General features: G+C 41.0%; 15 protein-coding genes. 13 read left to right on the top strand and 2 right to left on the bottom strand.

All coding sequences use genetic code 11. From position 1 onward, the window contains the following. Nucleotides 1-127 precede the first annotated feature (127 nt). Nucleotides 128-442, bottom strand: a complete 315-nt coding sequence (locus AB685_RS05955; RefSeq protein WP_047969552.1) for a helix-turn-helix domain-containing protein — start codon at nt 440-442, stop codon at nt 128-130. Between the two features lie 120 nt (nt 443-562). Between AB685_RS05955 and AB685_RS05950 the strand changes: the two genes are divergently transcribed. The 12 genes from AB685_RS05950 to AB685_RS05900 all read left to right on the top strand — a co-directional run bounded on the left by AB685_RS05950 (nt 563) and on the right by AB685_RS05900 (nt 9,324). Then, nucleotides 563-1,054 carry a lactoylglutathione lyase family protein gene (locus AB685_RS05950; RefSeq protein WP_047969551.1) on the top strand — a complete coding sequence of 164 codons (492 nt, stop codon included), beginning with the start codon at nt 563-565 and terminating at the stop codon, nt 1,052-1,054. Nucleotides 1,055-1,297: 243 nt separating this feature from the next. Continuing rightward, nucleotides 1,298-2,071 (top strand): zinc-binding dehydrogenase, encoded by a 774-nt coding sequence (locus AB685_RS05945; RefSeq protein ID WP_241773245.1) that lies wholly within the window; start codon nt 1,298-1,300, stop codon nt 2,069-2,071. Then, nucleotides 2,034-2,276 carry a hypothetical protein gene (locus AB685_RS32040; RefSeq protein ID WP_241773244.1) on the top strand — a complete coding sequence of 81 codons (243 nt, stop codon included), beginning with the start codon at nt 2,034-2,036 and terminating at the stop codon, nt 2,274-2,276. The genes AB685_RS05945 and AB685_RS32040 overlap by 38 nt, the downstream gene beginning before the upstream one ends. A gap of 160 nt (nt 2,277-2,436) precedes the next feature. Then, nucleotides 2,437-2,961, top strand: coding sequence for a DUF6773 family protein (locus tag AB685_RS05940; RefSeq protein ID WP_047969550.1), 525 nt, complete (start codon nt 2,437-2,439; stop codon nt 2,959-2,961). A gap of 5 nt (nt 2,962-2,966) precedes the next feature. Beyond that, nucleotides 2,967-3,161 carry a helix-turn-helix transcriptional regulator gene (locus tag AB685_RS05935; RefSeq protein WP_047969783.1) on the top strand — a complete coding sequence of 65 codons (195 nt, stop codon included), beginning with the start codon at nt 2,967-2,969 and terminating at the stop codon, nt 3,159-3,161. Between the two features lie 84 nt (nt 3,162-3,245). Beyond that, nucleotides 3,246-4,049: an alpha/beta hydrolase gene (locus tag AB685_RS05930; RefSeq protein ID WP_047969549.1), complete on the top strand. Its 804-nt coding sequence runs from the start codon at nt 3,246-3,248 to the stop codon at nt 4,047-4,049. Between the two features lie 71 nt (nt 4,050-4,120). After that, on the top strand, nt 4,121-5,110 hold the full coding sequence (locus AB685_RS05925) for a DUF3445 domain-containing protein (protein WP_047969548.1): 990 nt from the start codon (nt 4,121-4,123) through the stop codon (nt 5,108-5,110). Further along, nucleotides 5,107-5,580, top strand: a complete 474-nt coding sequence (locus AB685_RS05920; RefSeq protein ID WP_047969547.1) for a hypothetical protein — start codon at nt 5,107-5,109, stop codon at nt 5,578-5,580. Before AB685_RS05925 ends, AB685_RS05920 begins: the two co-directional genes overlap by 4 nt. 21 nt (nt 5,581-5,601) lie before the next feature. Next, nucleotides 5,602-6,561 (top strand): PDR/VanB family oxidoreductase, encoded by a 960-nt coding sequence (locus tag AB685_RS05915; protein ID WP_053073736.1) that lies wholly within the window; start codon nt 5,602-5,604, stop codon nt 6,559-6,561. Between the two features lie 338 nt (nt 6,562-6,899). Continuing rightward, nucleotides 6,900-8,078: a ParM/StbA family protein gene (locus AB685_RS05910; protein WP_047969546.1), complete on the top strand. Its 1,179-nt coding sequence runs from the start codon at nt 6,900-6,902 to the stop codon at nt 8,076-8,078. Between the two features lie 13 nt (nt 8,079-8,091). Beyond that, nucleotides 8,092-8,667, top strand: a complete 576-nt coding sequence (locus tag AB685_RS05905; protein ID WP_047969545.1) for a hypothetical protein — start codon at nt 8,092-8,094, stop codon at nt 8,665-8,667. Nucleotides 8,668-8,808: 141 nt separating this feature from the next. Further along, entirely contained in the window at nt 8,809-9,324 is a 516-nt protein-coding gene (locus tag AB685_RS05900; RefSeq protein WP_047969544.1) for a CBO0543 family protein, read from the top strand. Nucleotides 9,325-9,552: 228 nt separating this feature from the next. On the opposite strand, the gene AB685_RS05895 is transcribed toward AB685_RS05900, so the two are convergent. Beyond that, entirely contained in the window at nt 9,553-9,930 is a 378-nt protein-coding gene (locus AB685_RS05895; protein WP_047969543.1) for a VOC family protein, read from the bottom strand. Between the two features lie 334 nt (nt 9,931-10,264). Here AB685_RS05895 and AB685_RS05890 point away from each other — a divergent pair, with 334 nt between their 5' ends. Then, nucleotides 10,265-13,003: a hypothetical protein gene (locus AB685_RS05890; RefSeq protein ID WP_047969542.1), complete on the top strand. Its 2,739-nt coding sequence runs from the start codon at nt 10,265-10,267 to the stop codon at nt 13,001-13,003. The last annotated feature ends 4 nt before the right edge of the window (nt 13,004-13,007 follow it).

Below are 13,007 nucleotides of genomic sequence, written 5' to 3'. Positions count from 1 at the left end.
ATTAGGTCCATAATTGGGCTGTTCTTTTTGGATGGGAGGATAGAATTAGAAGGAGGTAGAAGGACCACAAGAATGCCTTATAAGAAGAGTAGCCAGTCCGCGAAGGAGGAATGATTTTAATTGGCCTCTACTCTTCCTCTTCACAACTCTCCGTCCCCCATTTGCATAAAGATTTCATGGTCGGCTGCAGGCTGAGAGCTTCTTCTGTCAGCTCATACTCCACATGTAAGGTCTTTCCGGGGTATTCTGTTCGTTTTACCATCTTTAATTGCTCAAGCTCTCGAAGCTGGTCAGTCAGAACTTTCCGGTTAATTTCCGGGATCTCTCTTTCCAGCTCAGAAAAGCGTTTAGGACCGTTTTCGAGGGCACAATAAACTTGCGGTCGCCATTTACCACCTATTACATTCAAAGCGCGATTTACTGGGAATTCTGTCGGTTCCACTTGAAACAGTCCTTTCTATGTCAAATCATCAGGTCAGTTACCTGAAAGTGCGTACTTTTTTATTTCTGAATTATATTTTAACCTATCATTATTAGCAAAATTAATCGAGGAGGATGCAAATTGAGATACCCAAGAACGTTTTCACATATAGGTTTATCGGTTCCCAACCTAGAACAGGCAGTGGAATTTTATACAGAAGTGATGGGATGGTACGTTATCATGGAACCAGCAGAAGTGGTGGAAGATGACTCTGCAATTGGTATCATGTGTACGGATGTATTTGGAAAAGGCTGGGGGAAATTCCGCATCGCGCATCTTGCAACTGGAGACAAAATTGGGATTGAACTATTTGAGTTTCCTGAAAATGAAAAACCGCAAAATAATTTTGAATACTGGAAGACAGGTATTTTCCATTACTGCGTTCAAGACCCTGATGTAGAAGGTCTGGTAGAAAAAATTGTTGAGCATGGAGGCAAACAGCGCATGCCAATACGTGAATACTACCCTGGTGAAAAACCATATCGCATGGTCTACTGCGAAGATCCATTCGGTAACTTGGTAGAAATCTATTCACATTCATACGAGCTTACCTATTCAGAAGGTGCTTATTAATAAAGCTTTTTTCGCAAAGTTTGATACTTAGGAAAAGTTTAGACCAAGGAGTGGATTGAAGCGGAAGGCACTCGACTCCGGCGGGAGGTAGCGGTAGTCTTGAGACCCCTGAAGCGTTGTGAGGAGGCTCAAGCACCGCCCCGCGGAAAGCGAGTGCCTGCAGAGAAAAGGAACGGTTAAACTTTGTAGACAATACAACGTCTTTTAGAAAACAACCATAATTTAAGAAGGTGGTGTAACGAAATGAAAGGATGGTTGTTAAAGGAAGCAGGAAGTCTGGATCACTTGGAATGGGGAGAAATTGCTGACCCGAAAGAGGAGAAAGGCGAGCTATTAATCAAAGTAAGAGCGGTTGCGTTAAATCCTGTTGATTATAAAGTAGCCTTAAACGGCAACCCGACCTGGAGCTACCCATATATAGTCGGTGTAGATCTTGCTGGTGAAGTAGTTTCAGTTGAAGAGGGCGCTAAGAATTTTAAAATTGGCGACCGTGTCGCAGTTCACACAAGCTTGGCGAAAAAAGGTGCATTTGCAGAACTGGCGGTAGTAGATGCCAGAGCAGCAGGCCGTATTCCTGAGGAAGTTTCTTTTGAAGATGCAGCAGCGATTTTATGTGCAGGGATGACAGCATATGAGGCAGTGGTGCAAAAATTAAATGCCACGCATAAGAAGAACATCCTTATCCATGCAGGTGCCGGTGGAGTTGGTGGTTTTGCCATCCAATTGGCGAAAATGCAGGGGCTAAAAGTGTTCACCACAGCTTCAACAGCTAATCATGAATGGGTGAAGAAGCTTGGTGCGGATGTTGCCATTGACTATAAAGAAGAAGATGTGACGGAGCGCATCATGGAAGAAATAGAAGGGCGTGGTGCCGACCTGATACTTAATACGGTTGGCAGCGAAGTCGCTACAGAGGATTTGCAGCGCTTGGCCTTCTCAGGTCACCTGGCGTACATTGCAGGCGCTCCAGACCTATCCGGTGTCAAACCCATTCTCCTTATCTCCCTCGATCCATGAAGTGGCTCTGGGAGCGGCACACGCCAGCGGGGATGATCGAGCAGTCAGCAATCTGGCTTTCATGGCAGAGGAGCTTATGGGAATGGTAAAAGAAGGTCGACTTGATTCACTTGTAACGAAAGTTCTCCCGCGGGAAGAGTTAGTGGAGGGAATGAAGGAGCTGAGAGGACGGCATGTAAGAGGGAAAATCATAGTGAAAATGTAGGGGCAATGTGCCGGGAGAACTTCTTCCCGGCTTTTTTGTTTGGACGGAGGTAAGTGATGTCGATATTTTTATAGCAAAATGACAAATATATATTGCATAAAGTAATATATATTTGTATAATAATGAGTATAATCCAAATTTTACAAAGAGGTGATGGGAAATGAATTTTTTCGGCGGGGCAACAAAGGTGGAAGATGAGCGGATTGTAAATGCTCAAAACAAGATTTATAGAGAAATCTATTTTCTCGTATTGGGAATCTGTCTAATATCCATAGGTTTCAAGTTTTATCATTACGGTTTTGGTTTTAGTCCAATCTATACGGAACTAGCAATACTTTTCCTGCAAGGTGTTTATTATACGTCAAGGGGATCGAGTTTAGGCGTGCTGTCAGATGAAGTAGAAATGCATGATCGAAAAAGTAAGGTACCTATGAAGTGGAAGACTCTTCTTTGGGGGCTAGCTTTTGGTGTAATCATCGCAATTTTCTTCGGCTTAAACAGCGCCTTTAATTATGCTGACACGACTGCACAGGCATATTCCTACTTTTTCATGGTGTTCTTTGTTTCCTTGATCATATATATACCGTTCTTAGTATTATTATCAGGAGGTACCTTCCTTGCTGCTATGAACCGTAGCAAAAAGGTGGCAGATAAAGAACTAGATGAAGACGAAATAGAGCGGTGAACAAGATGAAAAACATAAAAATGAAACTGGCTAGAGTAGAAAAGGATTTGTCTCAAGAGGAGTTGGCTAAAATTGTAGGGGTGTCCAGGCAGACGATTGGCCTGATTGAACTCGGCAAATACAATCCAAGCCTCAGCCTATGCCTTTCTATATGCAAAGCCTTATCTAAAACGCTAGATCAGTTATTTTGGGAAGAATAGAAACGTACACAGTCACAATTAAAAGAGATAATTTCCCCCCTACGAAAATATACTTAGGTATAGCAATCAATAGGGGGGATATTTTTGTCAAAAATAGAAGTGAAACCTGGTGTAGAGCTCTATTACGACGACCAGGGAAAAGGAACACCGGTCATTTTTATTCATGGGGTGTGGATGAGCAGGAAGTTCTTCCAAAAACAGCTGCCTTATTTCAGCAAGGAACATCGTGCGATAACCATAGATCTTAGGGGACACGGTGATTCATCGCAAGTTTCTGTAGGCCACACCATCTCCACGTATGCGAAGGATCTACAAGCATTCATTTCCAAGCTTGGATTGAAAGATGTCATATTAGTGGGCTGGTCGATGGGCGCATTTGTCATTTGGGAATACCTGCAGCAATTCGGGGAAGAAAATGTAAGAGGGACGGTCATAGTAGACGAACTCGCGTCTGACTTCAAGTGGCCAGATTTTCCCATTGGCGCCTTTGATCTACCAACCTTGACCCATTTCATGAGAGAGGTTCAGGATAACAGGGAAGAATTTCTGAAAGGCTTTATTCCTCTCATGTTCAAGGAGGATGTGCCCCCTGAAGAGATGGAGTGGATGCTTGAGGAAACAATGAAGCCTGAGACAGGTGTGGCAAGTGCCATTCTTTTCGACCAATCCGTAGTGGATTATCGCTCCACTTTTTCCACCTTAACCAAACCAACTTTGTTGTGCTTCGGCAGAGAGGAAAAGCTGATACCGGTTGCTGCGGGTGAGCATCTGAAGGAATCCATAGCAAATAGTGAACTAGTTCTCTTTGAGGAAAGTTGCCACTGTCCGTTTCTGGAAGAGACAGAACGATTTAACCACGAAGTATCCAATTTCATAGATTCACTTTGATAAGGGCCTGGCCACAGTTGAAATGACTGGCCAGGCCCTTCGTGTTGATGAACCAGGTCTTTTTCCTTACAATGAAAGTATGTAATATTCTGAAAAAAGAGGTGAAAAGTTTGAAGCTGACTGATGAATTAAAGAGGTTTCCATATCCTTTTAAAGGTGATACCTATCGCTATTCCAATAACTCGACTCTTCTAACCCCTCCCAAAAGCATCGACATTGCGGAGGACTATCACAAGGAAATGAATCTAAAAAGAACTTTATTAACCCATCATCATTCACGTTGTTATCACTCTTTTCCGCATACCAAGAGGGCGCAGTGGGAGGCGCTGGAGCTCGTTATGACACATTTGGTTACCTATTTTCCCGATAGCTTTTCTTTCAAGAAAGAAGGCGGAAAGCACATCTTCATCAACCACATTCTTCAGGAAGAGCATGAATTTATAATGGGCGATGACTTCACTCTAGCTACTGAGCCTCTAGACTTTATAGGCAGGCATGTGCAAGAAGACCTAATCTTGATGATGCAAAAAGACGGAGATCTTTATCTGGACGCTGGCCAGCTATGTTTCCCTGCCAATTGGTCACTAGCTTTTAATCATGGAATGAGTTTCAGGAACATCCATTTTCCTATTCCAGGATTCAAGGGAGAAGGTTTGGATGAGCGGATACTTCAATTTTTATTGGGGCTGGAAGCGGGAAATCCCTGGGGGAGAAAAAACTGGTCTCTCATGGCTGGTAACAGAATGGATACCTCTTTGGAGACATTTGATGTGTGGGGGAAGGACAGGAGAAAGGTAACTGTGGAAAATGCCGGTAAGTTCGTGCACTTGCGGGTGGAGGTTCAAAAACTGTTTCGACTGCCGCGTTCCAATGCCATCCTATTTACCATACATACACACCTTTTACCTTTAGAAAAATTAATGACAATCCCAGAGTGGCATCGACAGTTGTATCAAATTTTATTGGAGCTACCACCGCACATATCGGACTATAAAGGGATTTCATTATACAAGGATAAGGTTATGGCGTATATGGAACAGAAAGGGGATAGCGGCCTGTGAGCGATATTAAGAACGATCCGGTCTTCCATCCAGGAAAAAGGCACTACGTTCTCTGTGGTGATGAGGCTGGAATGAAGAAGTTGAAATCAGTAAAGAAAATTTTAGCTGATCAACTTGTGTCCTTTGAAGAAATACACCTATTTCAGGAGTGTTCTTCTGAGGTGGACAATCATCTTGGTAGGCAGATGATAGGGTCTTATTTATTTGTTGCAGCAGAATGGAAAACCTTGCGAGAATTCATGGGTTTGACTAAAAAGCTTGGGTATTCTTCTGAAGATGTGCAATTCATTATAGTGGGAGAAGAAGAAAAGAGGATATTCTGTTGTAGATGTCACTTTATTTCAATTTTAAAAAGCTCCATCACTACAGGAGACTGGATACCCTGTAGTGGGTGCGGATTGAAACTGGAATTGTCCGATCATTATTCTCCTATAAAAGATGCCTATTTAGGATATGTAGCCCAAACATAATGAAGAAAAGGGGAGATTATTGTGGTGCCGGAAAACAGGTTAGAAGTGATGATAAAAACTATCACTAATGAAACCAAGACTATTAAGCATTTTACTTTCTCTCGGACAGATGAAGAGGCATTACCTGCTTTTAGTGCGGGGTCTCATATAATAGTTTACCTGAAGGGGAGGGGAGAAGAGCTTGAAAGACGTTATTCACTTGTTGGAAATCCAGATAGTTCAGATAACTATCAAATCGCAGTAAAACTTAATGAAAATTCCGCAGGTGGTTCATCCTATTTACATAATAGTGCTAATGTAGGAGATATCTTGAAAATTAGTTTCCCAAAAAACTATTTTCCTCTTAGTTTTACTGCTCGACACCATGTTTTTTGTGCTGCAGGGATCGGTATTACTCCTTTTTTATCCATGATGTGTGAATTAAAAGCACAAGGTAAGTCATTTGAACTTCATTATGCGGCAAAAACAAAGGAAGATTGTGCATTTTACTCCTATCTATTAAAGGAGTATCCTCAACAAACACATTTCTACTTTTCCAAAGAAGGGGACCGGTTGGATACTAGCATTCTATTAGATCATTATGTGGGTACACATGTTTATCTATGTGGTCCCGAAAGGTTTACTACCTCTTTTTCTCATGCTGCTACCTCTTATGGCTATCCATCTGCAAGCATTCATTACGAATATTTTTCACCACCTATCTTACATAAGCCTCATCCTTTCTTGTTAGAACTTTCAGATGGTAGTTTATTGTCTGTTCCTGTTGAAAAAACTACCTTGGAAACTTTATTGGAAGCTGGTTACACTGTTCCATACTCCTGTAAAGTTGGCCGCTGTGGAACTTGTGAGCTTTCCATTTTAGAAGGGGAGGCGGAACACCATGATTCCTTTTTTACAACAGACCATAAGAAATCTCAAATTAGTTTTTTACCATGTGTATCCAGGGGTAAAATGGAAAAACTTAAGGTTGATTGTCGTTGAAGTAGGACAGTCTAAATGGGATATTAAGGAAGTTTACAAAAACTGTGTACATGTTTACACATTGTAAACAAAAGTACACAAAAATGTTTACAAGTGTACAAAGTCGTACACAAGCTTATTTAGAGGTATGTGTACAATTTGTGAATACAAGTAAACACAAAGTGTACACAAGTACACACTTGTAGACATAAACGTAAACATTTTTACACTTTCATTACTTTTCATGAGAATGATTGAATAGTAGAGGAACTTTCTGTACGCTTAAGGTATACTTACTAGATTTATTTTCTACTTAAGGAAACAAATAAAGTAATGAGGAAAAGAAAGGAAGATGAATAATGAGTTATTCAAGAATTGCAGCAGTTGACGTAGGTAATGATTCTATTAAAGCTATTTTTGGAAAAATGGATTCTGAATTAAACATTCCGAATGTTATCGCTAGAGATATTGAAGATCGCCCAGTAATTGGAATTGAAGAGTTGGACAGCAAGGATCCTTTAGATGGTATCCATGTTCGTGTTCACTCCCCTGCCCTGATGGACAATAACGCCATCTATCGTATTGGGAACCTGGCAACAAAGAGCAATAATGCAACAGAGCTTGACCCGGGTAGCAGCAAATCGGAAGAAGACCAAACATTGGTCATGCTTTTCGCTACTTTAGCATTGGATGCGGTAAGTGGACAAAATGAAAAAACATTCCCTCGAAATAAAAATGTGGTGGATGCAAATTATACATTAGGAACAGGTCTCCCTTTAAGAGAAGTAAAAGAAGGCAAGGATGCCGGGTACCGTTCCAAACTACTAGGTTCTGTCCATCAGGTTGAATTCCTGATTACTCCTAAATACCAAGGTATCAAAGTGAATATCAAGTTTGATGAAATCAAGGTTTATCCGGAAGGCTTTGCTGCCTACATAAATCTTGTATTGGACAACAACGGAAACATCATTAACAAGGACTTGATCGACAAGCGCATCCTTATCCAGGATATCGGGGGTCTTTCGACAGATATCGCGGTAATTAAGAATCGTAATGTGGATGATGATAAAGCACAAGGCTTTAACCTTGGAGTATCTGAAGCACTTGAGCAGATCCGTGAAGAGATCCGTTCCAAGCATGGTATCGAGCTTGATAGCAGAAGAGATGTTGTAGAAATCATTACGAAAAAGAATGACCGTAACCACATCATGGTGCGCGGTAGCAGAACAAGTGTACATGATATCACGGACCGCATTCTTTTGGATTTGGCGAAAAAGCAGTATCGTTTATTGAGAAACATCTGGCAGAAAAACTCCCAGTCGGAAATCTGCTATTTTGTCGGCGGTGGGTCTACAGTATTGAAAGAATACTTGAAGACATTAAACAACAACTTAGATGGCTATAACATCGATTTCTTTGAAGATGAAAAAGAGAGCATCTGGATGATGGCAAATGCTTATTATAAGTTGATTGCAGACTACGCAAAGAAAACAGGCAAAGAGAAAGAGTCAAAAGACCATAAACCTGTGAAAGCTTAAGTAAGGTGATCTGATGAAGAATACCAGTTCAAGTCAGGGTATTCAGAGAGGACAAGCTATTTCATTTCGTATCCCCTCTGATACCCCTGACCATCTAATCAAGCACTTACAACGCCTTAAAGAGACGGAAAGAAGGAACTTTTCAAGTAAGATTGCCGAGTATGTACTTCAGGGAGTAACAAGTTCACATGCCCGTGAAAAAGAGACTATTTCCATCCCCCTTCCAAAATCTTTGTCCAAAACACAGAGAGATTGGTTGAAACACCAGCACTCGGAAGCATTGCTTGGCAATATTGTGTACCAATTGCTGTCTGATCCTGTGCGGGCAATAAGTATTCTAGCAGCGATGAACAGCAATTCCACCGATATAGATCAAGCCTTGTACCTGCAGGAGGAAAAGAGCTACCAACATGAAGAAGTGGCACATGATAAGGTGGATTCGGCCAACTCTGCAAACGATGATGATTTGGAATCATTTGACTGGGATGCAGCTCTTCAAGAGCAAGCATCCACCGAAGAAGAGGAAGAGTTGGATGTGGAGGATGTCGATCAGCTTTTGGGGGATTTCCTGTCCCATATGAACAAATAAATCCATAGGATACAGCTAGGGAAAGGTCGCTATGAAGTTAGCGGCCTTTTTATCTATGTTTTTTTGCTTATGAAAGAATAGAATCTCCTTAAACTGGCCATAACTGATAATAAAAAAAGTTAGAGACAGGAGCAGGAGTCTATGTATTTATTATTGGTTATTGTAGTTTGGATCTTATTTGCATATCGGTTTATTGATTGGAGTGATTGGAGAAAGCACTATTCGACTGTACTGTTTTTTATCGTCATTAATATGACATACAACATGATCTATTTCAATCACACACTGTGGGCTTTTCGAGGGATTACGTTGGATTGGTTGAACCATACGATTATTAATTTTTGTTTTACATTTATCATTGTACCAGCAGGTTTGTTAATCTTCTTGCAGCGTTTTCCGAAACAAAAACGCAATCAACTTATCTATCTTGCAGTTTGGGCTGCCTTTTATACAGGAATACAGTGGCTGTTCTCCTTAAAAGGCATGTTTGTTTACGATAATGGCTGGAATAATTGGTTTAACATCATTCTGAACTTGGTATTGTTTTTAGTATTAAGAATGCACGATAAGAATCCTGTAAGGGCATTAATAGTTTCCGTCGTTTTGGGAATACTATTTATATTGATATTCCCTGTGCCAATGGAAAGTCTCAAATAACTAGAGGTGATGGACCAATGATTATACGTGACGTATTGTCAGTGCCGGTTTTTTTAACAATATTGATTTCTATCTACATCATAATGTGGGTCTATATCAAACAAGAAATCAAAAAAGAGCGCCAGAAGTAGAAAGAATTCTAATTGTTTAGGATCTTTTTTACTTTTGGAGATAAAACTGCCTTTATTCCCGGGAAATAAAGGCAAAATCTTATTGAATTGAGCAATGCTAAACGACAGAAGATACCTCACTTAGTAATGCATGAGTATTACCCTCAGAATTCTTAAAGAAAGTCATCCACGTTTCAGTAATGCCGACCTTGGCTACAAGATGGGGTTCATCTATCATTAACACCTCTTTATCTACCAATTCCTGGTAGCTTGACTGTATATCCTCCACTTGAAAATAAATAACGGAACTACTTGCGTCTGCAAATTCCTCATTCTCTGGGGCGCTCAACAAGATCCGCACACCGTCGCAATCGAAAAAGGCCATATTTCCACTTGAAAATAAATGGGTCAACCCAAGTGTTTTTTTATAAAACAAAGTAGCTCTGTTTATATCTTGGACAGGTACACCAATTTGGCTGATTTTACTTATTTCCATATCAAAAACTCCTTTGTTGTTTAATTTATCAATATATTTAGCCTATTTAAATTATCACAAACAAGTAGCTATTACTCAAGCTCTACCGGTTGAAATATGATAATATGAGGACTATAAATTTTTCATGAGTTTAGTTATAGCTGCAGTTAAAAGGGTATAGAATAGAATGGTCCAAAAATCCGAAAGACGTTCGAACTATATGGCAGCGGAATTAAAATAAATGCAAGAGACGAAGTTACTAGATCATTTTAATTACAAAAAGTGCTTTTCGTAAGACATATATGGATGCGATAAAAGCCTAAAAAATAATGTGAAATGATTGGTGGAGGGTAAAATGACACAGGAAAACAAATTTATTAGTAAAACGTATTTTGAAACTTTCATGCTCGATGTTGAGACGAAGCATCCTGTACAAGTACTTGGGGAGGCTTTTCTTGCTGAACAGACCAACGAGGTGTATGATCTTTCGTTTATTCGTTATGCACAAGGTGAAGTCTATTTTCATAGCAAGGATTACGAAACTGCCATTTTCAAATGGGAGAATGTACACAATGAATTGGAGCCTTGGGCAAAGAAAAATATTGCAGATGCCTACTATGAATTGGGAATGCTTGTAGAGGCGGAAGATATATATTCCAAGATCAAAACAGATAATAATACCCTGAAAATTGAAGTGGCACTTCAATTGTTTACACTATACATCCAACGAGGCAAGCTTGATCATGCCTATAAAAATATCAAAAAAGCGATTACCATCAACCCTGACTATCCGCACGTCACCCAGACGGCCCGAACATTCTACGAAGAGCAACAAGACAGCCAACATGCAGTGGAGTTAGCTGTAAGTGAAGCGCTTAGAACCGGTTCGGAAGCATGGTACGATTGCCTGAAAAATTATATAGATACTGGCTATACAAAAGAATTTGCTCCAGACTATTTCCAAGAAGTCTTACTCCAGTTGATGGAAATTAATCAACAGAAATTCGAGAGCCTTACCGCATCCCTTTGGTACAGCTACGAGGGTCACCAGCTCTACTTGGAGTGGGTGAAAACGGCAAATAGCCTATTCATGAACTTGGACAGAGATGCAGAGGTCTCATGGGCGAAAGTGGAACAGCTACATCAACATACCTACTTATCTCTCATCGAAGGAAAATACTTGATTAAAGAACTACAAGGTATTGTTCCGGAACTACTAGGAAACTGGTTGAAGGTCTCCAATAGATCCAAATCCTTATTCGCGTCCGCAGCGGTCATGTCCTGGAATGAGGTTTTTCCGACAGCCCTGCCTGCCCATGTCCTAGGTGATGCAGAAAATAGAATTTTCCATTACGAGCATGACAGCATCCAGCTGAGTTACACGGTCGAACTGTTCAAAACACTTATTGATTGGGCAAAAGATAACCATTTGGAAGTGGCACATCAGAAGAAGTGGCTTTTCTCTCAACTTAGCAACCTGAACAGAAAACACCTTGTTGTTACAGGTACCGTACAAAACGGAAAAACCTCCTTTATCAATTCTCTTATTGGAGAGAAGCTTCTTGGAGATGAAACGGTTCCAGTATTTGTCTCTTCTAATGGAGATATTGCGGAAATGAACGAAATCTCAACCATAGGTACCTCCGCATTAGGAGACATCAGTGAGCATAAACAGGGTTCCTTGATTGATCTGAAGTGGCCTTCCCAATTTCTCGAGGATGAGGAGTATTCCTTGATCAGCACGCCGGAATTCAGTGCGGATGAGATAGAAAACAATGAAACAATGAAATATATACCGTTAGCAGACGGCTTATTATACATTTTAGATGCGCAAACACCATTCACGGAGGACGAACTGAAGGTGTTGGTAAAAATTAAAGAACGAGCACCGGAAGTACCGGTACACTTTGTCATCAATAAGATGGATACAGCCTTCCATGAAGCGGAAGCTACCCAGATTGTGGAGGAGGCAAAGCACCGCATCAATGAATTCTTCCCTGATGCGAGAGTGTTCCCTTACTCTTCCCTTCGTTCTGCAAGTAAACAGCATCAAGGGTTGGCGACCTTTATGGAAGCCAATTTCAAGCTTCGTGCCAAAGCGGTGGAGGAGCGTCGTACGACCAAGCTGCTTCAGCTAATCCGTTCCACGTTAACGGAGCTGCTTAATAGCCGTATTGAAATGGAAGATAACCTGACTAGAACGGTAGCGTTCAATGAAGACATTCTAAGCAGGCTGAGTGGTTTCATCAACCACTTGCATGATGCAGAGTCTGAAAAAATTCGCAGCATCACAGAGAACTATCGCGCTGTAACGATTGAGATGAAACGGGAAGCAAGTAAAGCAATTCCTCGTTTATTAAGAGAGTGTTCAAGCTACGTGAAGGAAGATAGCAACTTCAAAACGTTGCACCAGGAACTGAATGAGCGCATGAACGAAACAATTCGTACCTATATGCACTCAGACCTGCTTCCAAGATTGCGTCAGGAGCTCCAGCTATGGCTGGATACATCCAACCGTGAGCTGATAGACAGCCAGGAATATCTTCACGAAATGAGTGAAACGTTCAACGGTCTTTACAAGGAAGAAAAAATGCATCTTAACTGTGACTTCAAGGTCATGGAAGACTGGCGCCGTGACATAAACAGAATGCTAAGCAGAGTCGAAGTGGAAAAAGAAAACATCCTGAACCGTCAGAGCACAACTCAATATCTTTTAAAAGGGGCGGGGCGCCTGTTCGGCTCTTTGCAGCAGAGCAATCAGCTACTCTTTTCACAGTATAAAAAATATATTGAAAACGAGCGCTTCACAGATGTTTCCCAATCGGTCGTAGATAAGTTCTTCCTGGAGTTCGACCTGTTTGAAAAGGCACTAAAAGCGGACATCAACATGTTCTATGAAGCGTCATTCACAGAACTAAACCAAACTGTTGAAGACACAGAACTTGCTATCCACAACGCCAACAAAAAGCTCGAACAAATGAAAGCAAGCCCAGAACGCTACTACGACCCACTGAAACTATTCGAAGTACGCCTACTTCAATACGAATTCATGGTCAAAGCATGCGAAGAAAACTCCATGCTCCCATCGCACTAAATAG

This window comes from Bacillus sp. LL01, from assembly GCF_001037965.1.
This window is presented reverse-complemented; position numbering and strand designations above follow the sequence as displayed.